The sequence below is a fragment of the Candidatus Thiothrix phosphatis genome, from assembly GCF_035668035.1.
Taxonomy (GTDB): domain Bacteria; phylum Pseudomonadota; class Gammaproteobacteria; order Thiotrichales; family Thiotrichaceae; genus Thiothrix; species Thiothrix phosphatis.
The window spans coordinates 1-26370 of sequence record NZ_JAYMYJ010000022.1 but is presented as its reverse complement, the minus strand read 5'-3'; the positions used below and the strand labels follow the sequence as shown (position 1 = coordinate 26370).

The following is a 26370-nucleotide window of genomic DNA, read 5'->3' as shown; positions in this document are numbered from 1 at the left end:
ATTTCCGCCGGGTCAAAGCCCTGGTAGTTATGGGAGTCTTTCAGCAAGCCGTCGACGTGGATGCCGGATTCGTGGGTGAACACGCCTTCGCCGACCAGGCTTTTCTGCCAGCCGACCGGGCGGCCAGAGGCTTTTTCCACCAGCAGCGAAAGCTTGCGGAAGCGTTTCAGATTGATGCCGCAATGCAGGTTGTAGAGGCGGTTGAGTCCGAGGGCGACCTCTTCCAATGGCGCATTCCCGGCGCGTTCGCCAAGGCCGTGGACAGTGGTGTTGACGTGGGTGGCACCTGCGCGCGCCGCCGCCAGCGAATTGGCGGTGGCGAGGCCCAGGTCGTCATGCGCGTGCATTTCAATTTCGAGATCGGTGTGGGCACGCAGCGAGGCAATCCATTCGTGGGTGGAAAATGGCTCCATAATGCCCACGGTGTCGGCGAAGCGGAAACGTTGCGCGCCCGCCGCTTCGGCGGTTTCCAGCACTTGCAGCAGGAAATCGCGGTCAGCACGGGAAGAATCTTCCCCCCCCACGCCGACGCCCAAGCCGAGATCAAGCGCAATCTGCACATGCTCGCGGATTTGCTGCAACACCCAGGCGCGGTCGCGCTTGAGCTTGTGGGTGATCTGTTGGTCAGAAACGGAAATGGAAATGTCGATCATGTCCACCCCCAGATTGCGGCACAGCAGGATGTCATCGCGGCGCATCCGGCTCCACACCATCAGGCGGCTGTTGAGGCTGAGGCTGGCGACGGCGCGGATGGATTCACGTTCTTCCTCACCCATGGCCGGAATGCCGACTTCCAGCTCAGGCACGCCCAACGCATCCAGCCCACGGGCGATCGCCAGCTTTTCACTTAGGGAAAAAGCAACCCCAGCGGACTGCTCGCCATCCCGCAAAGTGGTGTCGTTGATGGTGATGAATCGGTCTTGGCTTTGCATACCCATGCCCTCCTGAGTTATGCGAAAACCTAAGCAATGCGTGTGCCAAAGCTTACATGACATTATTTTTCAAATAGTTAACAATCCATTACAGGAACTGCTGTAGGCTTTGCCACAGGACATGGCGGAACAGGATTGTGGGAAAGGAGACAGCGGCTAAAGGCCGCCCGCACCGCTGATAGGATCAAGCACAGAATGTAGTTGTTTTTGACAGCGAGCAAACGTCTCCCCTAGTGTACCTTTGGTCAAAACCTGTCACAGGAGACACGTTATGAAAGAATATGACGTCACCGTTGTCATGCACATTGACGAAAACCTCACCGACTCGCAGATCCACCAGCTTGAACACGACTTGGCCTATTCCCCAGGCATCCGTTCTGCGTGCGTCAATGAACGCACCCGCCACCTGATGCTGGTGGATTACGACCCACAACAAGCGTATGCATCCGACATCCTGAATACCGTCAAGTATCAAGGCTACCATGCTGAATTAATAGGATTTTAAATAAAAACCACCGGGCTGCCCCATCGTTCCACGAGGGGCAACCCTATAGCAAGAAAATACCGATTTCAGACAACAACTGTTAAGTTAAAACTCACCGCGCAGGCGGGTGCAATAATAAAAATTTCATTCCCAACTACGAACAGGAGAGTCCAACATGAGTATCGGGCATGCAATGCAAGAAGGCACATTGATTTATGTCTACGACCAGGATGGCAGGCAGATAACCTCTATCTCAGCCCCAGGGCGCTTTCCGGAAGACGGCCTCAAGGGCTACACCGCAAACAGCATCCATGTACGCAAAGGCACACTGATTTATGCCTATGATGAATCCGGCCATCAGGTAGGAAGGCCCATCCCAATCCAACATGGCAATGTTGAAAACATCCAGATCGCCAGGCGGCTGCACAACAGGATCGCGGAAACCATGCCCACGCATCAAACACATAACACCCGTGAGGCCATCCCCGCTTGAGACAGGCCACAACCGGCCAGACACGTCGTGCAGGAGGAGGAGGAGGCCGCAGCGACGTGTCGCCAACATGAAAGGATGATACCCGAGCGTCTTTTCATGTTGGCGATGGGGTTGAACCCGAAGCTTATGATTTTTCCGGCACCCGCCACAACAATAAAGCCCCTAGCCCAAACAACACCAATACTGACAGCAACCCCAACCGGGGCGAACCCGTCAGTACGCCTCCCCAGCCCACCAGCAACGGCCCCAGCACGGCGGCAAACTTACCCAGCATATTGTAGAAACCGAAGAATTCCGCCGCCTGATCCTGCGGAATCAAACTGGCGTACAATGAACGGCTCAAGGCCTGCACCCCGCCTTGCACCAGCCCGACCATTCCGGCCAGCACATAGAATTCCCAGGCTTCCTGCATCTGCACCGCCAGCAGCGTAATCACCACATAACCCGCCACACCGAGCAGGATGCCGCGTTTCGCCCCCAGCCGGTTGCCCAGCCAACCGAACCCCAGCGCCGCCGGAAAGGCGATGAATTGCGTCATCAGCAAAGCGGTGATCAGGCTGTCATTGGCAAACCCCAACGCCTTGCCGTAATCCACCGACATCAGGATCACCGTATCCACGCCATCGATGTAGAGCCAGTAGGCCAGCAGGAACAAGCCCACCACCCGCAAGCGGCGGACATGCCGGAAAGTTTCCAGCAACTGCCGGAAAGCATCCCGCAACAACACCCACAACGGCGGACGAGCCACCGCCTGCGCTGGCGCGCGTTCCTTCACCCACAACCACAACGGCGTTGAAAACACCGCCCACCAGACCGCCGTTATCACGAATGCCCAGCGCACCGCCATGACCTTGTCAGCCAGACCGAACCACTCCGGTTTCAGGCTCATCAGCACACACAACACAAACAGCAACCCGCTGCCCAGATAACCGACCGCGAAACCCAAGGCCGACACCCGGTTGAAATCCTTTTCCTCCGCCACATCCACCAGCAGCGAATCGTAGAAAATATTTGCGCCGAGGAACCCCACGATCGCCAGCACGAAGCCCGTCATCGCCCATTGCCACTGCCCCTCCCCCACCTGCGACAGCCCCAGCGTGGCGCCGACGCCCAGCACAACGAAGCCCGCCAGCAGCGGCTTTTTGATCCCCCCCCGATCCGCCACCGCGCCCAGCAACGGCGCCAGCAACATGATCGACAAGCTGGCGATGGCATTGGCCGTGCCCAGATGCAGGGTGATTTCCTCGGATGGCAGCCCATGCGCCCAGTACTGGCGGAAAAAGATCGGGAAAAACGCCGTCGCCACAATCAGGATGAAGGCTGAATTGGCCCAATCGTAAAAAGCCCACGCCCAGTGCTGGCGGCGTGCGGATGAAACAGCAGCGGTCTTGGCCATTGGTTTTCCTTTGCGCATCTGAACGTGATGGATGAAGACCCCATCATACCCCAGACGCCCACAAAGCGCCCAACCCTGTCAATGGCAATGTTCAGCATGAAATTTATACGCCCTCACCGTTCCCCCCGCGTTGTCAGACCACTGCGGCCAACGGTATAGTCAGAAGCACAAACCTATTGATTTGCTAGGAGAGGAAAGATGAATCAATGGAACCCGGCTCCAGGGTTGTTGGCGTGTGCCTGCCTGTTGATTGGCGTAACCACGCCCGCTTCCGCATTCGACAGCGCCGCCTACAATGGCGTGTGGACCAACCAAAATCCCGCCCTGACCTTGAAAATCGACGCCGACCATGCCGATGTCGCCATCGACGGCAAAACCCAGCCCAAGGTCATGTTGCAATACCTGCAAAGCCAACTGCCCACCGCGCCTTTCCTGTACGTTGACGCCAGCGATGAACCCGGCCAACAGGATCACCGTTTCTTCCTGATGGTCAACGCCGATGAACAAGACCAGCCGCGCCTCAATGGCTACTACGAGCGGGTAAGCCTAGGCGCCAACGGGGAAAAAACAGCGGATGAGCCCATTCCGTTAAGCCTTCAGCGGTCGCAGCAGCACGCTTCCGCCCAGTAAGCAGGGCAACCTCACAGGGCAGTGCCACCGCCTCCGCGTTAACCGTCCTGAATACTGACCGGATCGACTTTCCAGATATTGCCCGCATACTCCCGGATGGAGCGGTCGGAGGAAAACTTGCCCATCCGCGCCACATTGAGGATGGACATGCGCGTCCATAATGTCTGGTCACGGTAACATTCGCCGATACGGGTCTGGCAATCCACATACGAACGGTAATCCGCCAGCACCTTGTAAGGGTCGCTGTCCAACAAATTGTCCACCAATGGGCGGAACAAGGCAGGGTCACCGTGGGAAAAATACCCGCTGGCCAGAAAATCCAGCGCCATTTTCAGCTCTGGATCATTCTGGCAATAATCCCGTGGACGGTAACCCTGTTGCTGCAAGGCCACCACTTCCGCTTCCGTCATGCCGAACAGGAAGAAATTGTCCGCACCGACTTCCTGGCGGATTTCGATATTGGCACCGTCCAAAGTGCCGATGGTGAGCGCGCCACCCATGGCGAACTTCATATTGCCGGTGCCGGACGCCTCCTTGCCCGCCAGTGAAATCTGCTCGGACACATCCGCCCCCGGATAAATGCAATGCGCTGTCTTGACGTTGAAATTGGGGAAAAACACCACCCGCAAACGGCCTTCCATATCCGGGTCACGGTTGATGACCTCCGCCACCGAATTGATCGCCTTGATGATCAGTTTCGCCATGAAATAACCGGGAGCCGCCTTGCCGCCAAACACGAAGGTGCGCGGCGTCACCGCCAGCGCCGGGTTATCTTTCAGCCGGTTATACAGCGTAATGATGTGCAGCAGGTTCAGGTGCTGGCGCTTGTATTCGTGGATGCGCTTGACCTGCACATCCATCAGCGAATCTGGGTCAAGCTTTTGCCCCGCCGCCATCAGCGCATGGCGCGCCAGCCGTTCCTTGTTGCGGCGCTTGACCTGCCGCCATTGCAACTGGAACGCGGGGTCATCCGCCAATGCCTCCAGCTTGCGCAGCTCATCCAAATCCGTCACCCAATCACAGCCGATGTGCTCACGCAGCAAATGCGCCAGCGGCTGGTTGGAAAGCAGCATGAAACGCCTTGGCGTCACGCCATTGGTCACATTGGTGATCTTGTCCGGCCACAGGGCATGGAATTCCGGCAACACATTTTCCCGCAGAAATTCGCTGTGCAGTTCCGCCACCCCGTTGACCTGGTAACTGCCGACCACGGCCAGATGCGCCATCCGCACCTGCTGGCGCGCGCCTTCTTCGATGATCGAAAGCTTGCTGATTTGCCCATTCAAGCCATGGATTTTCATCCGCACTTCATCCAGGAAACGCTGGTTGATTTCGTAGATGATCTCCAGATGGCGCGGCAGCACTTTCTGGAACAAATCCAACGGCCACTTTTCCAGCGCCTCCGGCAACAAGGTATGGTTGGTGTAGGCGAAGGTGTTGCGGGTGACATGCCAAGCGGTATCCCAATCCAGCTTGTTCTGGTCGACCAGCAAGCGCATCAGCTCAGGAATGGCAACCGCCGGATGGGTGTCGTTCAACTGCACGGTATATTTGTGGTGGAAATGCGCCAGCGGTTCGCCGCTTTGCAGGTAAATCCGCACCATGTCCTGCAAGGAGCAGGAGACGAAGAAATATTGCTGCTCCAAACGCAGGCGTTTGCCCGCTTCCGGCTCGTCATTCGGGTACAGCACCTTGGTGAGGTTTTCCGAAATGACCTTTTCATTGACCGCGCCATAGTAATCGCCGGTGTTGAACGCCTGGAAATCAAAGGATTCCGCCGCTTCCGAACGCCACAAGCGCAACAAATTGGTGTTGGTAACCCCGTACCCCATGACCGGCGTGTCATACGCCACCCCAATGACGCGCCGTTCCGGAACCCATTTCACCCGCAGGCGGCCTGCGCTGTCCTGGTGCTGTTCGGTGCGCCCGCCGAAATGCACCTTGAAGCGCAGGCGCGGACGCAGGATTTCCCACGGATTGCCGAAGCTCAACCACTTGTCGGTTTTCTCAACTTGCCAGCCGTCCTCAATTTTCTGGCGGAAAATGCCGAATTCATAGCGGATGCCGTAGCCAATGGCGGGGATTTTCAGGGTCGCCATCGAATCCATGTAACAGGCGGCCAGCCGCCCGAGGCCACCGTTGCCCAGGCCCGGCTCCACTTCCTCTTCCAGCAGGCTTTCGAAATCTAGCCCCAGTTGGGCGACAGCGTCCTGCACCTCCTGCCAGATGCCGAGCGCCAGGATATTGTTGGCCAGATGCGGGCCGGGCAGGAATTCCGCCGACAGGTAACAGACCGTGCGGCTTTTGTGCGCCTTGTAGGTTTTCGCCGTCACCATCATGCGCTCCAGCATACGGTCGCGCACGGCATACGCCAGCGCGTTGTACCAGTCGCTGTCGGTGGCGAGATCAGGAAAACGGCTTTGGGTATGCACCAGATGTTCGAGGATTGACTGGCGGATGGCGGCGGCGTCCATACCGACACGGGTAGACTGGATTCTGCCGGGAATGAAGCTGTCTGTGGTCATGGCTAATTACACCATCGATTTTGTAAAAATTACCGCCAACACTACCACACAATCGGGCGTCAGGCTTCCATCGCGCGCGGCAGCCGTAATGACAGCAGCAAGGCCGCCAGCACGAACGCCGCTGAAAACCACAGGCAGCCTTCCAGCCCATACTGCTGATACGACCAACCCGACAGCACCGTTCCCACCAGCCGCCCGCCTGCATTCGCCATGTAATAAAAGCCAACTTTCAGCGCCACCTTGTCATGATCCGCATAAGCCAAGATCAGGTAAGAATGCAACGCGGAATTGATGGCGAACACCACGCCGAACACCAGCAAACCTGCCACCAGCACGGTTCCCGCATCCCAGCCCTGCCCCAGCGTCACCGCAATCCCGGCGGGGATCAGCAGCAGGATCAGTGCCCATAATTGCGCCGCCCGTGCGCCGGGTGCATGTTCCTGCATCCCCAACAACTTGGGGGCGCTGGCCTGGACAATGCCGTACCCAATCACCCAGGACGCCATGAACGCCCCCACCAGCATAAAACTCCAACCCAGCACATCCGCCATGAATACCGGCACCGCCACCACAAACCACACATCGCGTGCGCCAAACAGAAAGAACCGCGCCGCCGACAGCCAGTTGATGGCGGGTGTATTGGAAAACACCTGGCTGAATTTCGGTTTGGATTTGGCCTTGCCCAATTCACGCGGCAACAGCAGCATTGTCGTTACCAACACAACGAACAAACCACCCGCCAGTATCAACAGGGCATTACGGAACCCGGCCAATTGCAACAGCGCCGCGCCCAGAAAGAAACCCACCCCTTTCAACGCATTCTTCGAGCCGGTCAGGATCGCCACCCACTTGAACAGCCGTGCATTGGCATCCTTCGGCACCAGCGTTTTCACACTCGCCTTGGCCGACATTTTGTTCAAGTCCTTGGCGATGCCAGACAGCGCCTGGGCAAACATCACATACGGCACAGAAAGCCACGCCGCCGGAACCGTCAGCATTGCCAGCGCCACCACCTGCATCGCCATCCCCAGATGCATGGTTACGTTCAGCCCCAGCCGCGCTGCCAGCCAGCCACCGACCAGGTTGGTGACAATACCGAAGAACTCATAGAACAAAAACAGCATCGCCACTGCAAACGGCGAATACCCCAACTGGTGGAAATACAGCACCACCAGCATGCGGATCGCGCCATCCGTCAGCGTAAACGCCCAGTAGCCACCGGTAACGACGAAGTAATTACGTAATTCCAGATTCATGGTAAAGCAGTCACCCAAACGCCCACATCAAGATTTGCCCCCGGCGGCCCAAGGAAAGCCCCGGCAATCGGCGGTACGGACTCGGGCATCCGCGCCACCGCCACAGCTGTATGGTCTGTACCCACCACGGTGCCGTTAACGCCATTGGTAGGGTCGAACCCTTTCCAGCCAGCCCCCGGCAAAAACACTTCCGCCCATGCATGGGTAGAACCAAAATCGGCATTGGAAGGGGGCGTATGCAAATAACCACTGACAAAGCGGGCGGCAAACCCCAGGCAGCGGGCGGCTTCCATGAACAAATACGCATAATCCCGGCAGGAGCCTGTCCCCCGCGCCAAAGTCGCGGTAGCCGTTTGCACGCCCGGCTCTTCACGCACCTGATACGACAAGGTTTGCTGGATGCGCGTCATCAGGCGCTGCAACAGGGAGTAGGTCTGAATCTGCTCCCCAGGCCGCCAGACACCCGCCACCCAGCTCGACAGCGCACCATTGACCGGATGGCCATTTCTCATATAGGGCAAGAGCACCACCTGATCTTCCGGCAGGTACGCAAACGGATAATACGTTGCATAATCCGCCACCAAAAAATCGAGCGGCGCCTCATTGTATTGCTGAATGACCACTTCACTCTCAATCAGCAATTGCCTGGTGGGCGAGGCAAACGTTGCAATTGCCACGGAATTGTCCTCCACATCCCGATACCAGCGCAGGGTAGCGGGCGGGGTAATTTTCAGGGCGGAGGATTCGATGCGCAACTCATGGCCTTCGCGCGGGCGCAGCCGCAGTGCATGGGCCTCAAGCTGTACATTCGCGCTAAAGTTATAGTACGTGCGATGAAGTATCTTGTAGCGTTGCATATCCCAATCCCGGAAGTACATGATGCCTTCGAGTATAAGACCAAATTCCGTCGCCCAAGCAATTCATTCCCCCGTTAGCCCCCTGACCACTTTCGTTGCCAGTTCCATCATCCGGTTCATGTAACCCCACTCATTGTCATACCACGCATAGATTTTCACCTGCGTGCCGTCAACCACCATGGTGGACAGCGCATCGACGATGGAAGAACGCGGGTCGCCCTTGTAATCCACCGACACCAGCGGGCGCTCCTCATAGCCCAGAATGCCCTTGAGATAAGTTTCGGCAGCTTCCTGGAAATAGCCGTTGATTTCCTCGGCTGTCACCCCGCGCTCGGCTTCAAACACAAAATCAGTCAGGGATGCATTCAGCAACGGCACCCGCACCGCCAGACCATTCAGCTTGCCCGTCAGCTCGGGGAAAATCTTGGTGATGGCTTTGGCAGAGCCTGTGCTGGTCGGTATCAGCGATTGCCCACAGGCACGCGCCCGGCGCAGATCCTTGTGCCCCTTGTCGATAATCGTCTGGGTATTGGTAATGTCATGGATAGTGGTCATGCAACCGTGTTTGATGCCCACCTTTTCGTGCATAACCTTGACCACCGGTGCCAAGCAATTGGTGGTGCAGGAAGCTGCCGTCAACAGGTGATGTTCATCCGGCTTGTACCAGTCGTCATTAACACCGTAGACGATGTTCAAAGCACCTTCCACCGGTGCTGCCACAATCACTTTTTTCACACCCTGGTCGAAATAAGCCTGCAACTGTTCGGTCTTGCGGAACTTGCCGCTGCATTCCAGCACAATGTCGCAACCTGACCAGTCGGTATCGCCAATGGCCTGATTGGAGGTGTAGGCAAGCGGCTTTCCATCGATATACATGTTGGCTTCGTCAGCACTACATTCCGGCTGCCAGATACCGTGGATGGAATCGAATTTCAGCAAATGGGCGGAAGTCACCGCATTGCCCGCGATTTCATTAACCTGTTTGAAGGTGAACGCCGGGTTGCCCCAGGCCGCACGCACACCCAGACGCCCCATGCGCCCGAAACCGTTGATGCCGATGTTTGCCATGATTTTTCCTGTTACTATCGAATACGAAACAGTATTATATTCACCAATTCGAATATAACCAAAACCATCCACCTACTGTCACAAAATATTCATGTAGTATCCTGGAGCACGCACCATGTTAGCCAAATTACTGCCAGCAGCTTTCTGTCTGTTTTTGTTCATGCCCAGCGCCCAAGCGTTTGAACCCGTCACAGCCAAAGTCACCGAAAATGTCTACGCCATCGTCGGCGAAAGCGGTGACCGCACCCCGGAAAACCAGGGCCTGAATGTCACCAGCGGCTTTATCATCACGGATGCCGGTGTGGTACTGGTTGATTCCGCAGCAACCGAAGGCAGCGCCAAAATGCTGGAAACCACCGTCAAAACCGTCACCGACAAACCCATCATCGACGTCATCAATATCGGCGTGCAGGATCATCACTGGATGGGCAACAGCTATTTCCTTGAGCAAAAAATCCCGGTCATTGCCCTAGCCCACACGGTAGAAAACCAGCACCAGCAGGAAACCATGAATCGGATGCGCCTCTCCAGCGGCATTGGCGGCAAACCGGAAGACCTGAAAGTGGAATACGCCAGTGAAACCTACGATGGCGGTGAAAAAAACCTGACGATTGGCGGCGTGGAAATGTCGCTGCTCTACCTCGGCGACGCTCACTTTCCTGGCGATGCAGTATTGTGGTTGCCTAAAGAAAAAGTCGTGTTCACTGGCGACATCGTATTCAACGACCGGATGCTGGGCGTACTGCCGGACATTTCCAACGTCAAGGACTGGCAGGCAACCTTCAAGAAAGTGGCTGAACTCAAACCGGAACATGTCATTCCAGGGCATGGCAACCCCAGCGACTGGATGACCGCACAGAAAAACACCGGCGACTATCTCGACTGGCTGGTAGCGGAGGTCAGCAAATCTCTGGAAGAGATGGAAGATTTGGGTGATACGGTCAAACGCCTATCAGCGGATGAGCGTTTCAACTTCCTGCAAATGCACGAAGCATTGAATGGGCGCAACATCCATCAAACCTATTTGCAACTGGAAGCAGAGTAGCTTTCCGACTAATATGGAATAGCATTCCAGATTAGCCAAAACCATGTACACCCAGCGCACGCTCCAAAAAACTGTCCGGCAAGCTTCCAGCGTTTTCCCCGTGCTATTGCTGACCGGTGCACGACAAGTAGGCAAAACCACCCTGCTGGAAAGCTGCGCCGAAACCGAGCGCCGCTACGTCACCCTGGACGACCCGGAACAGGCAGCACTCGCCCGTTCCGACCCTGCGCTGTTCTTCCAACGTCATCCGCCCCCCGTGACCGTGGATGAAATCCAGTATGCACCAGAACTGTTCCGCGCCATCAAGCTGCTGGCAGACAAGGCAAAACAGCCCGGCATGTTCTGGCTGACTGGCTCACAGAAATTTCACTTGATGCAGGGCATTACCGAAAGTCTGGCCGGACGGGTCGCCGTGCTGGATTTGCTGGGGCTGTCGCAGGCGGAAACTGACGGCAGGGCGGATACGGCAAAACCTTTTCTGCCTACCTCGGAATGGCTGCAACAGGCGCGTCAACAGGCTGCCAAATTGCCACTGCTGGAGGTTTACCGACGCATCTGGCGTGGTTCCTACCCCAAGGCGGCGCTGGATGACAACATGCCACGCGACCTGTTCTACAACGCTTACATCCAGACCTATTTGCAGCGGGATGTGCGTGATCTGACACGGGTGGGTGATGAACGCGCCTTTCTGCAATTCCTGCGCGCCGCCGCCGCCCGTACCGGGCAATTGCTCAACTACGCCGATCTGGCGCGGGATGTCGACATCGACCAGAAAACCGCCAAAGCGTGGCTATCAATCCTGGAAACTTCCGGCATCATCTACCTGTTGCAGCCCTATCACAGCAATGTCAGCAAGCGTTTGCTGAAAACGCCCAAGCTGTATTTCCTCGACACTGGCCTGTGCGCCTACCTCACCCAATGGTCATCGCCGGAAACGCTGGAAGCGGGCGCGATGTCCGATGCCATCCTCGAAACCTGGCTATTGGTGGAAATCCTCAAAAACTGGTGGCACAACGGCCAAACGCCTGCGGTGTATTTCTACCGCGACAAGGAACAGCGCGAAATCGACCTGCTGATAGAACGCGACAATACGCTGTACCCAGTGGAGTTCAAGAAAACGGCCAGCCCCACACTATCCGCAGCGAAACACTTTGCCGTATTGGAAAAACTGGGGCTGCCAGCAGGCCATGGCGCAGTCATCTGTCTACGGGAAACAGATGTGCCGCTGTCGCGGGAGGTGGACGCGGTTCCGGCGGGATATTTGTAAGTTTCAGCTCCCCTGCCCCAGTCTTGCCAATAAAATATTCCGCATATGCATCAGGCTATCAGCATGTCAGAAGACGCCGCTTCCTTCAAACCAACCAGCCTTCAATACTGGATTTGGCCGGAATGCCGCCTGCATGCACGACCAACCCATCAATCACTACTCCCGGCGTCGACATCACACCGTAGCCCATAATCGCGGCCATATCGGTTACCTTTTCCAGCGAAATTGCCACGCCTTTGGCGGCAGCAGCTTCCTGAATCAACTTGGCGGTTGTCTCGCAATTGGCGCAGCCGCCACCCAATACCTTGATCTCTTTCATTCCCATTTCCTCATCAATCTTGTTGCGTCAGGTCAGCAGGTTGAAACCCCAGCCAACCAGTGTGAATGCCACCGCCAGTACAGCGGCATAAATACCCAGCGCTTTCCAGTGAATCACCTTGCGCAGGATCAGCATTTCCGGCAGCGACAGCGCGGCGATGCTCATCATGAACGCCAGTGTCGTGCCCATCGCCACGCCCTTGCCGAGCATGGCCTCCGCCACCGGAATCACCCCGGTTGCGTTGGAATACAGCGGTACACCCAGCAGCACTGCCAGCGGCACGGTATACCAGTCATCACCGCCCAGATGGTTGGTGACCCAGCGTTCCGGCACATAGCCATGAAACAGCGCACCGACAGCAATGCCCAGCAGCACCCATTTCCAAATACGCCGCAGGATTTCCTTCACCTCACCCATAGCATAGCGATGTCGCCCCAGCAAAGACGTATCAGGCTCTGCCATATGCAACTGCCCCATCTGGATTTTCCAGACGTAATCCTCCACCCAGCGTTCCGGCTTGAACCATTCCATCACCACCCCACCGATGTAGGCCACCGCCAACCCGGCCAGCACATACAAGGCCGTCAGCTTCCAGCCGAGGATGCCCGCCAGGATCACCACTGCCACTTCGTTGATCATCGGGCTGGCAATCAGGAAGGAAAACGTCACGCCCAGCGGAATACCGGCCTCCACAAAGCCAATGAACAAGGGAACGGAGGAACACGAACAGAACGGCGTCACCGCCCCCAGCAAAATCGCCAGGGAACGCGCCAGCCATTTGGGTTTGCCGCGCACATAGCCACGCACCTTTTCCGGACTGAGCAAAGCACGCAGCAAGCCCATGAGATAGATAACGGCAACCAGCAGGACGAAGATTTTCGCCACATCCATGACGAAGAAATGCAGCGCAGAACCAAACGCCGAGTCGGCTGACAAACCCAGCAATTGATAAACGAGCAAATTGGCGAAGGTTTCAAACATGGCGCTGGCCAGATCAGGATAATGCGCCAACTATATACGCGATCACATATATATGAAACAGCCGATATTGATTTGGCGATGTGCTCAGTCGCAGGCCGGGCAAGCCGTATCCAGCCGCTCGGCAGCCGCCAGCCTTACACCATCCCCGGCAAACGGTTCCTGCCCGAGACTGCCCGTCTGCAAACCGGCCAGGACATCCAAAGCCCACTGCGGCAGTTCCGGATGCAGACGGTAATACACCCACAACCCCGATTTGCGATCCAGCAGCAAGCCCGTTTCGCGCAAGATGGCGAGATGGCGGGAAATCTTCGGCTGCGCCAGCTCCAGCGCCTGCGTCAGTTCACATACGCAACGCTCATCCCCTCCCACCAGCAACAGCAGGATGCGCAAACGGGTCTGGTCAGACAGGGCCTTGGTGAAAGCTTCAAGCAACATATTCATGGGTATGGTTGAAAGTAAACATACCGCCAAGGTTACCCCTTCACAGCCTGCGTGCGCCAGCCCCCAACCAGCCGCATGACCAACTTGCGCGCCTCATCCAGCAACAACACGCTGGATGCTACCAATGCCGCCAGCCCCCAATCCTGCCACAACAAGTCCGTCGTGCCGAAAATGGCCTGAGCCGGAACCCAATGCACCGCCATCACCTGCAACGCCAATACCCCTGCCAGCGCCAGCCACAGCTTGCCGTTACGGAAGAAATTGCCATTGAAAGCTGTACCAAATTCAGCCCGCGCATTAAACGTATTGAAAAACTGGAACAACACAAAGGTCGTGAACGACAAGGTCAGCGCATAGCGCGGGTCTACCTGCGTCTCCAGACCATGCCAGAACAGCAGCAGCGTCCCCACCATCATGGTAATGCCATACAGCAATAACCGCCCGATACGCGGCAATGTCAGTATTTGCGCAGACTGGCGACGCGGCTGATCCTGCATAATACCGGGGCGGGCAGGTTCCACCCCCAGGGTCATCGCAGGTGGCCCATCCATAATGATATTGATCCACAGCAACTGGATCGCGGTAAACGGCGATGGCAGCCCCGCCAAGGTTGCCGCCAGCACGGTCAAAATCGCGCCGATATTGGTAGAAAGCTGGAAGCGCACAAACTTGACGATATTGTCGTAAATAACCCGGCCTTCCTTCACCGCCTTAACGATCGTGGCGAAATTGTCATCCGTCAGCACCAAGGTTGCCGCCTCCTTGGTCACTGCCGTGCCAGTAATCCCCATCGCCACGCCAATATCGGCAGCCTTCAGCGCAGGCGCATCATTCACCCCGTCGCCGGTCATGGCGGTCACATGCCCATCCTCACGCAGGGTTCGCACAATTTTGACCTTGTGTTCGGGGGAAACACGGGCAAACACGGCGATAGCATCAATCCGCCGCGCCAATTCCTTATCGTCAATGCCATCCAGCTCTTTGCCACTGATCGCCTTCCCCTGCAAACCCAGCTCACGACCAATTGCAGCGGCTGTTAGCGGATGGTCGCCCGTAATCATCTTGACCTGAATACCCGCCCGATGGCAGTCGGCGATAGCTACCTTCGCCTCAGGCCGTGGTGGGTCCATCAGACCGGTCAGGCCCAGGAATTCCCAATCCTGCGCCCAACGCATCAACCTTTTGTCCGGGTCAAATTCAGCGGCGGGAATGTCTTTGCGCGCCACCGCCAGCACCCGCAAAGCCTGTTCGGCCAGATGCCGGTTTTCAGCATCAACCTGTTCACGGGCAGCTTCGTCCAGTGTGGAACGCGCCAGCAACACATCCGGCGCACCTTTGACGAACATTTCCACCACCTCCCCGGCAGCGTGGAAAGTCGCCATGAATTTGTGTTCGGAATCAAACGGGATTTCCGCCAGACGTGGGTAAGCCTGCTGCTCATGTTCAGGCTCCAGCCCGCCCTTCTGCGCCAACACCCACAACGCACCTTCGGTTGGGTCGCCGATCAACTGACCAGCCCGCACCTGCGATTCACTGCACAACACCATCGGCAACAGCAATGGCCGCAAGTCGGCATCAGTCTCCGTTGCGAAGCTGATCTCCCCATTGGCTTCATAACCTTCGCCACTGACGCTGAAACGCTGCCCGGCAAACCAACCTGCCCGCGCCGTCATCTGGTTCAGCGTCAGCGTGCCGGTTTTATCGGTGCAAATCACCGTGGTCGAACCCAGCGTTTCCACTGCCGCCAGCTTTTTCAGGATGGCCCGATGCTTGGCCATACGCCACATGCCAATGGCCAACGTCACGGTGACCACTGCCGGTAAACCTTCCGGAATCGCCGCCACCGCCAGTGCAACGGAGGTCATCGCCGCCTGCGTCCATTCCAATCCCTGAGCGTAATTCAGCCCGAAAATCAGTGCGACGACCACCCCGGCAATGATTGCCAGCTTCTTGCCCAAGGTATCGAGCTGTTGTTGGAGCGGCGTGCTGGTTTCCGGAGTAGCGGCAATCATCCCCGCCAGCTTGCCCATTTCGGTCTTCATGCCGGTGGCGGTCACCAGCAATTCGGCGCGCCCGCGTGTAATGACGGTATTCATGTACAACAGGTTGGTGCGGTCACCCAGTGGCAAATCCGCTTCGGCAAGACTGACTGTGGTCTTGCTGACGGCCTGCGATTCGCCGGTCAAGGCGGCTTCTTCCACATCCAGGGTATGCGCTGCCAGCAAGCGGCCATCAGCGGGCACACGGTCACCGGCTTCCAGCAACACAATGTCGCCGGGCACCAATTGCGCGGCTTCCACTTCCTGCACCTGACCGGAGCGCCGTACCCGCGCGTGCGCCGCCAACATCTGTTTCAGCGCAGCCAGGGTCTGTTCCGCGCGATGTTCCTGATAAAAGCCCAGCAAGGCATTGAACACCACAACACCGACAATGACGATGGCATCTTTCAGGTCTCCGACCGCCCACGCCAGCACTGCCGCCAGCAATAACAGCACCACCAGAAAGTTGCTGAACTGGTCGAACAGTTTCAACCAGGGCGAACGCGGTTTGGCTTCGAGCAAACGATTCTCGCCGAAATCAGCAAGACGGGTTGCGGCCTCGGCGGCTTCCAGGCCCTGTTCACTGCTCTGTTGCTGATGCAAAGAATCCGTTGCGGAAAGGGTATGCCAAGCTGTGGCGGGTTGGGATGTCGTTTCCACCGTAGACCTCCGTATCAGGAATGGGCATGGCCGGTGCTGGCCATACGACCATGCTACAAAGGCTCAAAAGCATCCACCAGAAACAGTTTGGCGAAAGGCTTTTTGCTTGGCGGAATATTCCAGAAACACTTGACAAAAGTTTCCCAGGAAACAAAACTAAGCATCAATGTTTTCAGGGAAACTTAATATGAGCAACACAACCCTAACCACCGCCAGCCCTCTCGAAACGCATATTGGTTTCTGGCTGCGCTTCGTTTCCAACCAAGTTTCCAGCCGTTTCCAGAAACTGCTGGAGGAACACGGCACAACGGTAACCGAATGGGTGGCCATGCGGACGTTATACGCCCGTGAAGATGTCACCCATGCGGAACTGATCAACGCCTTGGGCATGACCAAGGGTGCCGCGTCCAAAATCCTTAGCAAGCTGGAAGGCAAGGCGCTGATAGAACGGCGCTTTGCTGAAAACAGCGCCAAGGTACAGGTGCTGCGGCTGACCGAAAAAGGCAATGCGTTACTGCCAGTATTGGCTGCATTGGCGGATGCCAACGACGCCTTCTTCTTCGGCCATCTTGACGAAACCCAGCAACAGGCATTGCTGACACTGATGCAGGAACTGGTCAACTATCACCAACTGCAACAGCTTCCACTTAACTGAGCAGATTTACCTTCCACAGGAGCACACCATGGATAATCAAACCGCAGCGGCCATTCGGGAGACTGCCAGCCGGTCGAATGCAGGCCAGATTCATTTTGGCCAAGTTGTCGGCCAATTGCTGGAGGCTGGCGTGGAATCTTACAACGTCGATTTCCGCGCCTGCCGCGCCACTTACTACCTGCCGGATGGGGAAACCCTCACCCTCGACATGCCTGCGCCCAGCGTGGAAATCGCCAGGGAATTTTCAGCATCCGTCATTAAAGCGGCAATAGCAGGCGCACAACGCGGCGAAGTGATGTACCCCGAATTCAAACGGCTTTCCCAGGCGGGCGGGTGTATTGGCTACGTGGTCTGGCTCACGGGCCGTCACGTCACTTACTTCGGGCGCAATGGTGAAACGCATGTCGAACGCTTCCCGGACTAAACCCACCCTCGGATGCTCAGACACCCATGGCCAACCATCCAGCGGTTACAGGGGCGAATCCGCCTCTGCAACCAAGGTCGCCAGCACCTTGTCGATACGGGTCCCATCCATGTCCACCACTTCCAGCCGCCAGCCCTCCCACTCGCAATGGTCAGTGACGGCGGGCATGCGCCCCAGCAGCAGCATGAGCATCCCGCTCAGGGTGTGGTAGCGGCCTTTCTCCTCATCGGGGACTGCCTTCAAATCCAGCCGGTCTTTCAATTCGGGAACAGGAATCAGCCCATCCAGCAGCCAACTGCCGTCGTCACGCTGCACCGCCCAGGCATCCTCTTGGCGCTGCGGCCTGAATTCGCCGGTGATGGCCTCCATCAGGTCAAACAGGGTCACGATCCCCTGCACCTCGCCGTATTCATCGATGACGAACACCATCTGCCCGCCGGATTGCTTGAAGTTTTCCAGCAATTCCATCCCGGTCAGGGATTCCGGCACGAACACCGCCGGTTTGAGGTTATCCGTCAGGCAAGGCGTTTCACCGCGCAAAACCTGGGTCAACAAACGGCTGGTGCTGACCACGCCGAGCACTTCCCGCCAACTGCCGCGCACCACCGGAAAATAGGAATAACGGTTGCTCTCGATGAAACTGAGGTTTTCTTCCAATGACTTGTCCACGTTCAAATAAGCGACATCGCTGCGCGGTGCCATCAGGGTGGCAATCTGCCGGTCATCCAGGCGGAACACATTGCGCACCATCTTATGTTCCTGTTCCTCAATGACGCCAGCGCTGGAGCTTTCCCGCAGCATCAGGTGGATGTCTTCCTCGGTGATGCTGGCGTTGGCATCATCCTTGACCCCCAGCAGGCGCAACAGCAAACGGGTGGAGCCGGACAGCAGCAACACGAATGGCCGCGTGACCACCGCCAGCCACTGCATGGGGCGCGCCACCAGCCGCGCGATTGTTTCCGGGCTGATCTGGCCGATGCGTTTGGGCGCCAGTTCGCCCAGGATAATGGAAAAATAGGTGATGCTGACCACCACTAACCCGGTTGACAGCGGGTCAGCGATGCTGGCGTCCAGACCCAACGATTGCAGCCAGGCGCTGAAAGGCGGACTGAGCGCCGCTTCCCCCACAATGCCGTTGAGGATGCCGATGGAGGTGATGCCGATTTGCACCGCCGACAGGAACGATGTCGGGTCTTCGCCCAGTTTCATGGCGGTGGCGGCCGCCTTGTCCCCCTGCTCCGCCAGATTTTGCAGCCGCCCCTTGCGCGCCATGACCAAGGCAATTTCCGACATGGCGAAAAAACCATTCAACACTATCAATCCAAACAGGATCGCGATATCCACAGTTAAATCTCATGATTGTGATAGAGGGGGCGGATTGTACCATGCGGCCTTTGGCTATTTTTATTTCCCATTGGCGGCTGGTTACAATGCGGCAATGGCCATAAAAAATTTCATCACAGGATTAACCGATGAAAACCTTTTCCTTCGTGACGTATCTATTCGCAACCATCGGCATGGGTTTGCTGGGCGGCTCCTATTACTTGTACCAGGATACGCGGGGTTTCCTGCGCACTGCCCTGAGTGCACAAGGCACCGTGGTGGAACTGGTGCGCTCGCGTTCCCGCGATTCGACAACATATGCCCCAGCAGTCAACTTCACCACCCATGAAGGCAAGCCCATCAGCTTCACCTCCACCACCAGCAGCAATCCCCCCAGCTATACCGAAGGTGAAACTGTCGAGGTTTTTTATCAGGCTGACCGCCCGGAAAGTGCCAAAATCAACGGTTTCTTTTCACTGTGGGGAGGCGCACTTATTCTCGGTGGAATTGGCGCGGTATTTTTCATTATCAGTGCCTCCATTATCCTGGCCTCGCGCCGCAAAGCCCAAACAATAGCGGAGCTGCAACGCAATGGCATTACCATCCAGGCCAAAATCCAAAGCATCGGCATCAACAATGCAACCAGCAGGAAAGGCCGGAAACCGTATGTGATCCACGCCCAATGGCAAAACCCGGCCACATCCGAAATTCATGTATTCAGCAGCGATAATTTATGGTTTGACCCAACAGAGTTTGTGCGCTCGGATACCGTCAATGTGCTGATTGATCAGCACGACCCGTCAAAATACCACATGGATACATCCTTTTTGCCCAAGCTGGCGAATTGAAAACACATCACCTCAAGCGCAACGCCAGCCATTGCAGGGCAATAATCGCCAGTGACGCCTGTATCCTGCCCGCCGCCAGCCATTCCATCGCCTGTGCACGCGGCACAATGGAAACGCGAATGTCTTCGTGTTCGTGCGCCAGCCCCCGGATGCCGGGTTCCGCCGCTGACAAGTCCACCGGCGCGTAATACAGCGTAATCAGTTCGCTGGAGCCGCCCGCGCTGGGGTAGAAATCCATGATGTGCTCCAGTTCGCCAACCGTGCAGCCAGCCTCTTCCTGGCTTTCGCGGCGGGCAACGTCTTCGCGGGTTTCACCCTCTTCCACAATACCGGCGACGATTTCCAGCATCCACGCACCTTCAGGGTCACGCACCGCCGCACCGGGGCGGAACTGTTCCACCATCAGCAAAGTGTCCGCCTGCGGGTCGTGCAGCAGCACCGCCACCGCGTTACCACGCTCGAAAATTTCGCGCCTGACCCCATCCACCCAGCCACCACCGAACAGCTCGTGGCGGAATTCATATTTCTCGATGCTGAAAAAACCTTTCCAGGCCAACTCGCGTTTGCTGATTTCGAACTTCATTTCTGCCTTATCCCTCGTATGCTGATATCGCTTGAATGCATGGCGCTCAGTATACGCTCCAGGCCCTGCACTCAGCGGAGGGAATGTATCACCCAACCAAAAGTATCGATATACAATACTCAAAGACCAGCCAAATTCGACATCGTTTAATTTTCTGTAACCCATAAACGATTTGATTGATAGTAAAAGCTCCTCGAACAACACTGACACAGATCAGGAGCCACGATGAAACACTCAATCAAACGTCTGCTGGGGCGCTTCGCCATTAGCGCAGGCCTGTTTTTCGGCGCAGTATCCAGCGCATCCGCCAGCGGCCTGCTGGTGCCCAGGGACGGCTCTTCCGCCGATATAGAAATCCGCTCACATGAAGTGAATGTCACCATCGAAAACGGTTACGCCGTCACCCAAATCGACCAGGTGTTCTTCAACAAAGGCAATCAGGACACTGAAGCCACCTACGAATTCCCGGTGCCGAAAAATGGCACCGTAGCGGAATTTTCCCTGTGGATTGACGGCAAACGCGTCATCGGCGAAGTCATTGAAAAAGAACAAGCCCGCGAGGTATATGAACAGGAAAAAGCCGCTGGGCGCGACGCTGGCCTGACTGAGCAGAAAAGCTTCTACCGCTTTGAAACCCATGTCTCACCAGTACGCGCACAACAGGAAACCAAAACCCGGTTGGTCTATATGCAGCCTGCGGACGTGGAAGGTGGCATAGGCCGTTACGTCTACCCGCTGGAAGAAGGCGGCACTGATGAGGAAAAACTGGCGTTCTGGTCAACCGACAACAAAGTAACCGGCACTTTCAACTTCGATATGAAACTGCGTTCCGGCTACCCAGTGGATGCGGTACGCGTCCCGGCCAACAAAAGCGCGGTCATTTCCAATGCCAATGCGCAGGAATGGCAAGTGCAAATCGGGCAAACCGGCAAGGCAGGCAAGCCTGCGCCACAAGGCGAACAGGTGGCAGCCGTTGCAACCGATAGTAGTGCACAGGACATAGCCGCCCGTAATGCCGCTTTCGCCGGAACAGCAAACACAACGACCAGCAGCGCAACAGAGAGCGAAACCACGACTGACACTACCACGCCCTCTTCCGCCAGCCATCTGAATGAAGACATCGTGGTGTACTGGAAACTGGCTTCCGACCTGCCGGGCGCGATTGACGTGACTGCCTACCGTCAACCCGGCGAGCGCAAGGGAACCTTCATGATGACCGTCACCCCCGGCATTGATCTGGCTCAGCTCAATGCAGGCCGTGACTGGATTTTCCTGTTGGATCGTTCCGGCTCCATGGAAGGCAAATATTCCACCCTGCTGGACGCTACCGAACAGGCGCTGGGCAAACTGGGTAATCGTGACCGTTTCCGCATTGTCCTGTTCGACGACCAGGTTGAAGAGCTGACTTCCGGCTGGGTGAATGCGAATGCCATTTCCATCCAGAAAGTCAGCGAAGCCTTGCAACAGACTGGGCCACGCGGCGGCACTGCCCTATACGATGGATTGAGTGCAGCGATGCAACGGCTGGATAGCGACCGCACTTCCGGCATTGTCCTGATTACCGATGGCGTGGCGAATGTCGGCAAAACCGAGCGCAAAGACTTCCTCGACCTGATGAAACAGCATGACGTGCGCCTGTTCACCGCCATTATGGGCAATGGCGCTGACGAACCCTTGCTGACCAGTATGGCACAGGTATCACAGGGTTTTGCCGTCAGTGTTTCCAACAGCGATGACATTCTGGGTGTGCTGACCAATGCGCTGAACAAGGTGAACTATCAGGCGCTACATGACATTTCGCTGCAAATCAATGGCGTGAAAACGGCTGATCTGGCACCGGAACAACCCACCACCTTGTATCGTGGCCAGCAACTGGTGCTGTTCGGGCATTACTTCGGTGACGATGAAGCGGAAGTGGTGTTGAAAGCCAAAATCGGTGGCGAGGATAAGGAATACCGCACCAAATTCCACTTCCCTGCAAGCGCCACCGAAAACCCGGAAGTCGAGCGCCTGTGGGCCTTTGCCCATATCGAATCGCTCAAAAACAAGGCCGCCTACTTGGGTGAGGCGCTGGACGATTACCGTTCTGCGATTGTCGATACTGCGGTGGAATACGGTCTGGTCACGGATTACACCTCGATGGTGGTGATGCGCGATGAGCAATTCGAACAGCACGGCATTCAGCGCCAGAACAAACAACGCCGCGAAACAGAGGAACAAAGTGCTGCGGTGCGAGCTGCCGCACCCGTAACCAACAACCGGGTGGATAGCCAGGCACCTGCGTTTCCTTCTTCCCGCCCCAGCTATACTAGTGGTGGTTCAGGCGGCGGTGCGATGGGGTTTGAGCTGCTGATTCCGCTGTTGCTGCTGGTCATTCCAGCCGTGCGCAAACGCTTGCAGCAGTAAGTCTGAACTCACTGCCATTACTCACCATTACCCAAGGCCATGCGGTTGATCCGTGTGGCCTTGCGCGTTTCAGGCTTCCAGATTGCGCACGAAGGTATACGCGCCGGATTCTTTCCCCATGCGATACAAGGCTGCCGGGCGGCCACCGCTGTCCATACGTTTTTCGCCGGTATCGATCAGCAATTCAGCCTGCTCAATCCGGCGGCGGAAAGATTTTTTCTGCAAAGGCTTACCCAGCAAGGCTTCGTGCAATTGCTGCAATTCCGGCAGGGTGAATTTCTCCGGCAACGCGTAGGCAGGCACGATCGAATACAAGGCTTTCTGCCGCAGCCGTGCGCGGGCGTGTTCGATGATCATGCCGTGGTCGAAAGCCAGCGGCAGGGTTGCCAGTTGCGCCATGCTGACCCAACGTACATCGGTTACCGTGGCGATATGCGCTGCACATTCCTGATGCGCAATCAGCGCGGTGTAGCACACCGTCACCGACCAGCTACGCTTGTCGCGGGTGGCGTTGCCGAAGGTGTGCAACTGCTCCAGATACGGCGGCTCCACCCCAGTCTTTTCGCGCAGTTTGCGCAAGGCGGTGTCTTCCAACGTGGCGTCGCGTTGCAAATCGACAAAACCACCGGGCAAGCCCCACATCTGCCGGTCAGGGTGGCCGGAACGCTGCACCAGCAACACGTTCAACTGCCCTTCGTGGTAGGTGAACAGCACCGGGTCGACGGTGACCAGCGGCGTGTCGTAGGCGGTTTTGTCGTAATGTTGCAGAAAAGCCTGTTCGTCTGTTTGCATCATGTTTCTTTCATTCCCTTCCCGGCAAAAGCGCACCGATGATGACGGACAACCGCGTCTTTTCCGATCCAGTTGAGTGTGGGCATGGGGAGTCCTAGCAAAGAAAAACAGGCTTATCCGTGGTTGGCAGTCAATAGCCGAAACCCTGCCTGCTCAAAATGCTTGTCGAACGCCAGGGCTGTAGTGAGCTTCATTTCACGCATAACCACAAATGACAAACAATCAACCATGCCCCACTCTTTGTCCCGATAGCGTTGATACAGGTCAAAAGCATCCTTGAACAGCAAAGGGTTCATATGGATTAGCGTCACGTCCTCTGCTTCCTGAAAGTGCTGGATGATTTCGATGGCTTGTGCTTTGAAACCACGGGAAAGGGCATTGCCGGTTTCCAGCAGGACAGCATCAGTTGTCACCAATGGGTGTCCAGCGAAATAGGATTCCAGTCGTAAGGCTTCATCATGATGCTGGTCATTGGCATTGATATACGCAAGCACATAGCCCGTATCCACAAACAAGGGTTCAAGCATCGGTTTGCCCCAGCACGTAAGCATCGTGGTTGTCGGACAAATCAGGCGCTGCATTGATTTTTTCGACAGTACGCAAACGCTCCAACAGCGTTTTGGGCTTAGGTGTTGTCGGGGCTTCTTTGTCGGCAGGCAACAAGATAACCCTTACGGCCAAACCTTCCCACTGTTGGCGATATATCTCCGGTATCAACAACATGCCGCCGTGAGGGGTGGCATTGAATTCAATGGCTTGCATGGTGTTCTCCTGTTTCTGCGTATAGCGGGATTCTAGCATGTCTGATTGAACCCAACGTATGCACCCAATTAGGTTTTATTGCCAGCTTTCACGCGCAAAACTGAAAGCGCTAACAGAGCCATCACTCACTTCCCCTTTTTAAATTAATTTTGTCCTAAAGACACTTTTTACACTTGACGCTTTAGTGTCGTTTAGACATTATAAAGCATAAGTGACTTAACGACATAAAAGGGGAGCAACCATGTTTGGCATCAAATTCTATAAAGCGGACTCCTCCACTTATGTGATCAAGACCGTCAATGGCACAGTGCGGCGGCAGGGCAAAGGCCTGAGCTTTTTCTACAATGCGGTGAGCACCTCGATTGCTGCGGTGCCCATCAATGTGCAGGAAGCCCCGTTCATCTTCAACCTGCAAACAGCTGATTTCCAGAGCATTACCGTGCAAGGCCAGCTGAGTTACCAGATTGCCGACCCAGTAAAAACAGCGGAAATGCTCAATTTCACCCTGAAACCCAACAATAGCGGCTGGCTGTCGGAAGACCCGCTCAAACTGGCAGACCGCGTGATCCGTAGCGTCGGCGCGGTGATCCAGAACCGGGTGGAAAATACTTCGCTACGCGACGCCCTGCGCCTCAGCCAGGAACTCGCGGATAACCTACGCGCCCGCTTTCGCACAGATGCCGCCTTCGCTGCCATTGGCATTGCCTTGCTCGACATCACCATCAGCGCCATCAAGCCAACCCCGGAAACCGCCCGTGCGCTGGAAGCAGAAGCCCGCGAAGCCATCTTGCAGGAAGCGGACGACGCCACTTATGCCCGCCGCAAATCCGCTGTCGAGCAGGAGCGCATGATCCGCGAAGCCGAGTTGCAGACCGAGCTTTCCATGCAGCAAAAAGAGCAGGAAATCGCCGAATCACGTCTGAGCAACGAACGCACCCTGCTACGCGCCAGCGCAGAAACCGAACGCGAACGTTTGCAGGCCAGTATCGAAGCGGAAACCCAGCGTCAGTCGCTGGTTGCACTGGAAACAGACAACAGCCGCCAGCAATCCGAAGCCGAAGGTTTTGCCATCGCCGCCCGCATGAACGCGTTCAAACAATTGCCGGTTGAGCACTTCAAAGCCATGGCGATGGCAAAGATGCAGCCGGAACAACTGATGGCGATGGCGTTTGAATCGCTGGCGCAAAATGCTGGCAAAATCGGCGAGTTGAACATCACGCCTGACCTGTTCGGGCAGGCATTGCAAAAGGCGGTGCGGCCATGAAAACCAGCAACAGCCAACACCGTTTCGTGCTGGTGACCCGCAAGACCCGTTTGCAGGAGCTGGTGGAACGTTTCAACACTTGGCCGCAGGCGCGTTTCTATCTGGAACACAGCAATACCGATGCGCAGGATTATCTGCACGAACACGACCACTACCAACAGCATTTGCGGGAGGCGGAACGGATATTGCGCGGCCTGGGGCGTTTCCAGCAACTGGAACGCAGCCTGTTGCCCAATTACCAGTTTTCCGGCAACGACATGGTGGTGGTGATCGGTCAGGATGGGCTGGTCGCCAATACGCTGAAATACCTGCAGGGCCAGCCGGTGATCGCCATCAACCCTGACCCGGCGCGTTGGGATGGCAAGCTGCTGCCCTTTGTGATCGAGGACTTGCGCGATGTGGTGACACGCACGCTGGCAGGCAAAACCGACAGCAAAAGCATCACTTTCGCCGAAGCCCGCACCAATGACGGGCAAATCATGCGGGCGGTCAACGACCTGTTCATCGGCCCGAAAAGCCACACTTCGGCGCGTTACACCCTGAGCTGGGAAGGCCGCAGTGAAATGCAGTCCTCCTCCGGCATCATTGTCTCCACCGGGTTTGGCTCGACCGGCTGGTTCCAGTCGGTGCTGGCGGGCGCCATGGGCGTGATGCACACCCGCAGCCACGAACTCAACGACGGTTTCGGCTGGGATGAACAACGCCTGCAATTCAGCGTGCGCGAACCTTTTCCCAGCCGTACTACTGGCGTGGAACTGGTGTTCGGCGCAATTACCCGGCAGGCCCCGCTACGACTGGAATCGCAAATGCCGGAAAATGGTGTGATATTCTCCGACGGGATTGAGGCGGATTATCTGGCGTTTAATTCCGGGACGGTAGTAACCGTGGGGGTGGCGGAAATGCAAGGGCAGTTGGTTTGT

General features: G+C 56.6%; 26 protein-coding genes. 11 read left to right on the top strand and 15 right to left on the bottom strand.

What is annotated here, in order from left to right:
- On the bottom strand, window positions 1-932 hold a 932-nt coding region (gene nifV / locus VSS37_RS02635; RefSeq protein WP_324693075.1), incomplete at its 3' end, for a homocitrate synthase.
- A gap of 271 nt (window positions 933-1203) precedes the next feature.
- Here nifV and VSS37_RS02630 point away from each other — a divergent pair.
- Together VSS37_RS02630 and VSS37_RS02625 are read left to right on the top strand one after the other, a co-directional pair.
- A complete protein-coding gene (locus VSS37_RS02630) occupies window positions 1204-1437 on the top strand; it encodes a heavy-metal-associated domain-containing protein (RefSeq protein ID WP_324693074.1) in 234 nt (77 codons plus the stop codon).
- A 154-nt stretch (window positions 1438-1591) separates the two neighbouring features.
- Window positions 1592-1909, top strand: a complete 318-nt coding sequence (locus VSS37_RS02625; protein ID WP_324693073.1) for a hypothetical protein — start codon at window positions 1592-1594, stop codon at window positions 1907-1909.
- 124 nt (window positions 1910-2033) lie between these two features.
- On the opposite strand, the gene VSS37_RS02620 is transcribed toward VSS37_RS02625, so the two are convergent.
- Window positions 2034-3305, bottom strand: a complete 1272-nt coding sequence (locus VSS37_RS02620; RefSeq protein ID WP_324693072.1) for an MFS transporter — start codon at window positions 3303-3305, stop codon at window positions 2034-2036.
- A gap of 198 nt (window positions 3306-3503) precedes the next feature.
- Between VSS37_RS02620 and VSS37_RS02615 the strand changes: the two genes are divergently transcribed.
- Entirely contained in the window at window positions 3504-3935 is a 432-nt protein-coding gene (locus VSS37_RS02615) for a longin-like domain-containing protein (protein ID WP_324693071.1), read from the top strand.
- Window positions 3936-3973: 38 nt separating this feature from the next.
- Here VSS37_RS02615 and VSS37_RS02610 read toward each other — a convergent pair whose 3' ends face one another.
- The 4 genes from VSS37_RS02610 to VSS37_RS02595 all read right to left on the bottom strand — a co-directional run bounded on the left by VSS37_RS02610 (window position 3974) and on the right by VSS37_RS02595 (window position 9641).
- The gene (locus tag VSS37_RS02610) at window positions 3974-6460 is read right to left on the bottom strand and encodes a glycogen/starch/alpha-glucan phosphorylase (protein WP_375339121.1); all 2487 of its coding nucleotides are present in this window, start codon (window positions 6458-6460) and stop codon (window positions 3974-3976) included.
- A gap of 59 nt (window positions 6461-6519) precedes the next feature.
- Window positions 6520-7716: an organoarsenical effux MFS transporter ArsJ gene (arsJ, locus tag VSS37_RS02605; RefSeq protein WP_324693069.1), complete on the bottom strand. Its 1197-nt coding sequence runs from the start codon at window positions 7714-7716 to the stop codon at window positions 6520-6522.
- The gene (locus tag VSS37_RS02600; RefSeq protein WP_324693068.1) at window positions 7713-8573 is read right to left on the bottom strand and encodes a transglutaminase family protein; all 861 of its coding nucleotides are present in this window, start codon (window positions 8571-8573) and stop codon (window positions 7713-7715) included. Before VSS37_RS02600 ends, arsJ begins: the two co-directional genes overlap by 4 nt.
- A 63-nt stretch (window positions 8574-8636) precedes the next feature.
- On the bottom strand, window positions 8637-9641 hold the full coding sequence (locus tag VSS37_RS02595; RefSeq protein WP_375339120.1) for an ArsJ-associated glyceraldehyde-3-phosphate dehydrogenase: 1005 nt from the start codon (window positions 9639-9641) through the stop codon (window positions 8637-8639).
- 115 nt (window positions 9642-9756) lie between these two features.
- Here VSS37_RS02595 and VSS37_RS02590 point away from each other — a divergent pair, with 115 nt between their 5' ends.
- Both VSS37_RS02590 and VSS37_RS02585 read left to right on the top strand, forming a co-directional pair.
- Window positions 9757-10686: an MBL fold metallo-hydrolase gene (locus VSS37_RS02590; protein ID WP_324693067.1), complete on the top strand. Its 930-nt coding sequence runs from the start codon at window positions 9757-9759 to the stop codon at window positions 10684-10686.
- A 43-nt stretch (window positions 10687-10729) separates the two neighbouring features.
- Window positions 10730-11953, top strand: a complete 1224-nt coding sequence (locus VSS37_RS02585) for an ATP-binding protein (protein ID WP_324693066.1) — start codon at window positions 10730-10732, stop codon at window positions 11951-11953.
- An 85-nt stretch (window positions 11954-12038) separates the two neighbouring features.
- Here the strand turns inward: VSS37_RS02585 and VSS37_RS02580 are convergent, their stop codons facing one another.
- From VSS37_RS02580 to VSS37_RS02565, 4 genes are read right to left on the bottom strand one after another with little or no spacing between them, the layout of a single operon-like run.
- Window positions 12039-12272, bottom strand: a complete 234-nt coding sequence (locus VSS37_RS02580) for a thioredoxin family protein (RefSeq protein WP_324693065.1) — start codon at window positions 12270-12272, stop codon at window positions 12039-12041.
- A 27-nt stretch (window positions 12273-12299) separates the two neighbouring features.
- On the bottom strand, window positions 12300-13283 hold the full coding sequence (locus VSS37_RS02575) for a permease (RefSeq protein WP_324693063.1): 984 nt from the start codon (window positions 13281-13283) through the stop codon (window positions 12300-12302).
- A gap of 54 nt (window positions 13284-13337) precedes the next feature.
- Window positions 13338-13694 (bottom strand): metalloregulator ArsR/SmtB family transcription factor, encoded by a 357-nt coding sequence (locus VSS37_RS02570; RefSeq protein ID WP_445971469.1) that lies wholly within the window; start codon window positions 13692-13694, stop codon window positions 13338-13340.
- A gap of 32 nt (window positions 13695-13726) precedes the next feature.
- Complete coding sequence (locus tag VSS37_RS02565) at window positions 13727-16393, bottom strand: cation-translocating P-type ATPase (RefSeq protein ID WP_324693062.1); 2667 nt, start codon at window positions 16391-16393, stop codon at window positions 13727-13729.
- Window positions 16394-16580: 187 nt separating this feature from the next.
- On the opposite strand from VSS37_RS02565, the gene VSS37_RS02560 reads away from it, so the two are divergent.
- Together VSS37_RS02560 and VSS37_RS02555 are read left to right on the top strand one after the other, a co-directional pair.
- Window positions 16581-17048, top strand: coding sequence for a MarR family winged helix-turn-helix transcriptional regulator (locus tag VSS37_RS02560; protein WP_324693061.1), 468 nt, complete (start codon window positions 16581-16583; stop codon window positions 17046-17048).
- 28 nt (window positions 17049-17076) lie between these two features.
- Window positions 17077-17472 carry a DUF1398 domain-containing protein gene (locus VSS37_RS02555; protein WP_324693060.1) on the top strand — a complete coding sequence of 132 codons (396 nt, stop codon included), beginning with the start codon at window positions 17077-17079 and terminating at the stop codon, window positions 17470-17472.
- Window positions 17473-17517: 45 nt separating this feature from the next.
- Here VSS37_RS02555 and VSS37_RS02550 read toward each other — a convergent pair whose 3' ends face one another.
- Window positions 17518-18816, bottom strand: coding sequence for a hemolysin family protein (locus VSS37_RS02550; protein WP_324693059.1), 1299 nt, complete (start codon window positions 18814-18816; stop codon window positions 17518-17520).
- A 128-nt stretch (window positions 18817-18944) separates the two neighbouring features.
- Here VSS37_RS02550 and VSS37_RS02545 point away from each other — a divergent pair, with 128 nt between their 5' ends.
- Entirely contained in the window at window positions 18945-19643 is a 699-nt protein-coding gene (locus VSS37_RS02545; RefSeq protein WP_324693058.1) for a DUF3592 domain-containing protein, read from the top strand.
- A 7-nt stretch (window positions 19644-19650) separates the two neighbouring features.
- Here the strand turns inward: VSS37_RS02545 and VSS37_RS02540 are convergent, their stop codons facing one another.
- Window positions 19651-20226, bottom strand: coding sequence for an NUDIX domain-containing protein (locus VSS37_RS02540; protein ID WP_324693057.1), 576 nt, complete (start codon window positions 20224-20226; stop codon window positions 19651-19653).
- Window positions 20227-20451: 225 nt separating this feature from the next.
- Between VSS37_RS02540 and VSS37_RS02535 the strand changes: the two genes are divergently transcribed.
- A complete protein-coding gene (locus VSS37_RS02535; RefSeq protein WP_324693056.1) occupies window positions 20452-22632 on the top strand; it encodes a VIT and vWA domain-containing protein in 2181 nt (726 codons plus the stop codon).
- Between the two features lie 69 nt (window positions 22633-22701).
- Here the strand turns inward: VSS37_RS02535 and VSS37_RS02530 are convergent, their stop codons facing one another.
- From VSS37_RS02530 to VSS37_RS02520, 3 genes are all read right to left on the bottom strand, one after another.
- Entirely contained in the window at window positions 22702-23427 is a 726-nt protein-coding gene (locus VSS37_RS02530; RefSeq protein WP_324693055.1) for an NUDIX hydrolase, read from the bottom strand.
- Between the two features lie 110 nt (window positions 23428-23537).
- The gene (locus VSS37_RS02525; RefSeq protein WP_324693054.1) at window positions 23538-23951 is read right to left on the bottom strand and encodes a type II toxin-antitoxin system VapC family toxin; all 414 of its coding nucleotides are present in this window, start codon (window positions 23949-23951) and stop codon (window positions 23538-23540) included.
- The gene (locus VSS37_RS02520) at window positions 23944-24186 is read right to left on the bottom strand and encodes a hypothetical protein (RefSeq protein WP_324693053.1); all 243 of its coding nucleotides are present in this window, start codon (window positions 24184-24186) and stop codon (window positions 23944-23946) included. The genes VSS37_RS02525 and VSS37_RS02520 overlap by 8 nt, the downstream gene beginning before the upstream one ends.
- Window positions 24187-24427: 241 nt before the next feature.
- Between VSS37_RS02520 and VSS37_RS02515 the strand changes: the two genes are divergently transcribed.
- On the top strand, window positions 24428-25450 hold the full coding sequence (locus VSS37_RS02515) for an SPFH domain-containing protein (protein ID WP_324693052.1): 1023 nt from the start codon (window positions 24428-24430) through the stop codon (window positions 25448-25450).
- Window positions 25447-26370, top strand: a 924-nt coding sequence (locus VSS37_RS02510; RefSeq protein WP_324693051.1) for a diacylglycerol kinase catalytic domain-containing protein, incomplete at its 3' end; no start/stop codon positions are given. The genes VSS37_RS02515 and VSS37_RS02510, both read left to right, overlap by 4 nt.

What these genes read in the sequence shown, in the direction of transcription:
- VSS37_RS02630 (WP_324693074.1), top strand. Translation starts at nt 1,204, where the DNA reads ATGAAAGAATATGACGTCACCGTTGTCATGCACATTGACGAAAACCTC.
- VSS37_RS02625 (WP_324693073.1), top strand. Translation starts at nt 1,592, where the DNA reads ATGAGTATCGGGCATGCAATGCAAGAAGGCACATTGATTTATGTCTAC.
- VSS37_RS02620 (WP_324693072.1), bottom strand. Translation starts at nt 3,305, where the DNA reads ATGGCCAAGACCGCTGCTGTTTCATCCGCACGCCGCCAGCACTGGGCG.
- VSS37_RS02615 (WP_324693071.1), top strand. Translation starts at nt 3,504, where the DNA reads ATGAATCAATGGAACCCGGCTCCAGGGTTGTTGGCGTGTGCCTGCCTG.
- VSS37_RS02610 (WP_375339121.1), bottom strand. Translation starts at nt 6,460, where the DNA reads ATGACCACAGACAGCTTCATTCCCGGCAGAATCCAGTCTACCCGTGTC.
- arsJ (WP_324693069.1), bottom strand. Translation starts at nt 7,716, where the DNA reads ATGAATCTGGAATTACGTAATTACTTCGTCGTTACCGGTGGCTACTGG.
- VSS37_RS02600 (WP_324693068.1), bottom strand. Translation starts at nt 8,573, where the DNA reads ATGCAACGCTACAAGATACTTCATCGCACGTACTATAACTTTAGCGCG.
- VSS37_RS02595 (WP_375339120.1), bottom strand. Translation starts at nt 9,641, where the DNA reads ATGGCAAACATCGGCATCAACGGTTTCGGGCGCATGGGGCGTCTGGGT.
- VSS37_RS02590 (WP_324693067.1), top strand. Translation starts at nt 9,757, where the DNA reads ATGTTAGCCAAATTACTGCCAGCAGCTTTCTGTCTGTTTTTGTTCATG.
- VSS37_RS02585 (WP_324693066.1), top strand. Translation starts at nt 10,730, where the DNA reads ATGTACACCCAGCGCACGCTCCAAAAAACTGTCCGGCAAGCTTCCAGC.
- VSS37_RS02580 (WP_324693065.1), bottom strand. Translation starts at nt 12,272, where the DNA reads ATGAAAGAGATCAAGGTATTGGGTGGCGGCTGCGCCAATTGCGAGACA.
- VSS37_RS02570 (WP_445971469.1), bottom strand. Translation starts at nt 13,694, where the DNA reads ATGAATATGTTGCTTGAAGCTTTCACCAAGGCCCTGTCTGACCAGACC.
- VSS37_RS02560 (WP_324693061.1), top strand. Translation starts at nt 16,581, where the DNA reads ATGAGCAACACAACCCTAACCACCGCCAGCCCTCTCGAAACGCATATT.
- VSS37_RS02555 (WP_324693060.1), top strand. Translation starts at nt 17,077, where the DNA reads ATGGATAATCAAACCGCAGCGGCCATTCGGGAGACTGCCAGCCGGTCG.
- VSS37_RS02545 (WP_324693058.1), top strand. Translation starts at nt 18,945, where the DNA reads ATGAAAACCTTTTCCTTCGTGACGTATCTATTCGCAACCATCGGCATG.
- VSS37_RS02540 (WP_324693057.1), bottom strand. Translation starts at nt 20,226, where the DNA reads ATGAAGTTCGAAATCAGCAAACGCGAGTTGGCCTGGAAAGGTTTTTTC.
- VSS37_RS02535 (WP_324693056.1), top strand. Translation starts at nt 20,452, where the DNA reads ATGAAACACTCAATCAAACGTCTGCTGGGGCGCTTCGCCATTAGCGCA.
- VSS37_RS02530 (WP_324693055.1), bottom strand. Translation starts at nt 23,427, where the DNA reads ATGATGCAAACAGACGAACAGGCTTTTCTGCAACATTACGACAAAACC.
- VSS37_RS02525 (WP_324693054.1), bottom strand. Translation starts at nt 23,951, where the DNA reads ATGCTTGAACCCTTGTTTGTGGATACGGGCTATGTGCTTGCGTATATC.
- VSS37_RS02520 (WP_324693053.1), bottom strand. Translation starts at nt 24,186, where the DNA reads ATGCAAGCCATTGAATTCAATGCCACCCCTCACGGCGGCATGTTGTTG.
- VSS37_RS02515 (WP_324693052.1), top strand. Translation starts at nt 24,428, where the DNA reads ATGTTTGGCATCAAATTCTATAAAGCGGACTCCTCCACTTATGTGATC.